We start from the raw sequence: 1,788 nt of genomic DNA on the forward strand, positions 1-1,788 counted from the left end.
CCCCCCCGCCCCCCCCCCCCCGCCCGTCCCCGGCCCGTGTGCGGCGGCCCGTCGCGCGCGGCCCCGGTCCGGGGCCGGTCCGGGGGCTCTCTGTGCGGCTGCGAACCGGTCGTGCACCACCCAGGCCGTTCGGCGGGGGTCACCCCTCCGTTCGGCGGGAGGGGCGGCCCGCCGGTCGGCGGGTGGCGTTTCGGCCGATCGGCGGATGCCCGAGGATTCGGCAGAATGATCGTATGATCGGGCAGAGCGGCAAGGAGGTCTGACGGTGCGTCGCCTGAGCTCCTTGCCCGTACCCGAGCTGGCGGACGGCACGGTGGTGCTCCGCCGGCCCGAGGCCGCGGACGCCGCGACCGTCCTCGCCGGCACCCGCGACCCGCTGGTCCGCGAGTTCATGCAGGGGGTGATCCCCCATCAGGACATCGACGCGGCCGCGCGCTGGCTCGCCGACATCCCGGCGCGCCTCTGGGCGCTGGACCGGGCGGCGTACTTCACTGTGGCATCCGTCACGGAGGGCCGCGCCGTGGGGTGGGCCGAACTCGTCGATCTGCGCCCCGAAGAGGGTGCCGCGGAGGCGGCGGTCTGGCTGTTGCCCGAGGCACGGAGCCTCAGGACGGCCACCTCGGCGCTGCGCCTGCTCTGCCGGTTCGGCTTCGAGCAGCTCGGACTGGGCCGGATTGACGCGTACGCTGCGGCAGATAACATGCCTGTTCAGGTGGTTGGTGCCTACATCGGATTCCGCCGCGCCGGATTCCGGCCCGGACTGTTCCGCAGTTCGCGGACGCAGGCGCTGCACGACGCCGTACACGCGACGCTCACACCCGAGGACCTGTGCTGACATCTTTCTGACGTACCGTCAGGCACACGGGGGTGTTCCGCATGGCACGCACGAGGACGGGCTGGCCCGTCGAGAAGGAGGGGACCCTGATGTCGGGGGGAGCTGTTTCGCCGTCCACGGAGACGGCACCCGGGGGAGGTTCGGAGCTGCTGCGGCTCACCGCGCCCGCCGAGGGCCCGGCGGGCGGCCGGATCGACCTCGCGGTCGAGGCGACCGGGGAGTTCCGGGTCGAGCGCGTCGCGGCCGGCGGCCGCGCGTTCAGAAGCGGTCGCGTCGACCGGGTCTTCCTGACGCGGGTCGTGAAAGCGCTCTCATCCGCCGCACCCGGAAACGCCCAGGTCACCGCCGGTACCGACGCCGGGTCGACACCCGCGCGTCGCCTGTTCGCCACCGGAATGCCGTCCGGCGTCGATGCCGTCTGGGACGACGCCGCGGGCGTCCCCGTCCCCGGCATCGCCCGCGCGCTGGAGGTGCTGGCGGCCCAGGTCCTCGACCCCGCCGCCGCCGGCCTGCTGCCCTCCTCCCTCGTCCAGCTCGACCAGCCGGAGCCCGACCCCGCCGAGCCGACCGCCGGCACCGGCCGGCCCGCCGCCGCCGTCGGATCCGTCGGCGGCCGCCCGGCCTACGCACTCGCCAAGCCCGGTGAGGGCTTCGGCCTCACCGCGCTCGAGGACGGCACCGAACTCGGCGGGTCCGGCACCGACGCCGGCGTCCTGCCCACCGCGGTGGCCCTCGGCCCGGCCGACGGCCGCGAGCTGTTCGCGGTCGGCGGCGAGGACGGCTCCGTCCAGGTCTGGGACGCCGTCAGCGGCGAACTGCTGCACGGCACGGCCGGTGGCGAGGGCGCCCAGGCGGTCGCCGCCGCCACCGTGCACGGCGTCCCGCTCGCCTTCTCCGCCGGACGGGCCGGCGAGATCCGCGCCTGGCGCACCGCGGACGGCCGCGGCCTCGGC

General features: G+C 75.8%; 2 protein-coding genes. Both read left to right on the forward strand.

Translation table 11 applies throughout. The features are described 5' to 3' along the window. The first annotated feature begins 313 nt into the window (after positions 1–313). The gene (locus ABZ641_RS35870; protein WP_359988632.1) at positions 314–835 is read left to right on the forward strand and encodes a GNAT family N-acetyltransferase; all 522 of its coding nucleotides are present in this window, start codon (positions 314–316) and stop codon (positions 833–835) included. Positions 836–876: 41 nt separating this feature from the next. Beyond that, positions 877–1,788 (forward strand): WD40 repeat domain-containing protein (locus ABZ641_RS35875; RefSeq protein ID WP_359988634.1); only part of this gene is annotated, 912 nt, incomplete at its 3' end.

It is taken from the genome of Kitasatospora sp. NPDC007106 (genome assembly GCF_040634455.1).
In the GTDB taxonomy this organism is placed as follows: domain Bacteria; phylum Actinomycetota; class Actinomycetes; order Streptomycetales; family Streptomycetaceae; genus Kitasatospora; species Kitasatospora arboriphila.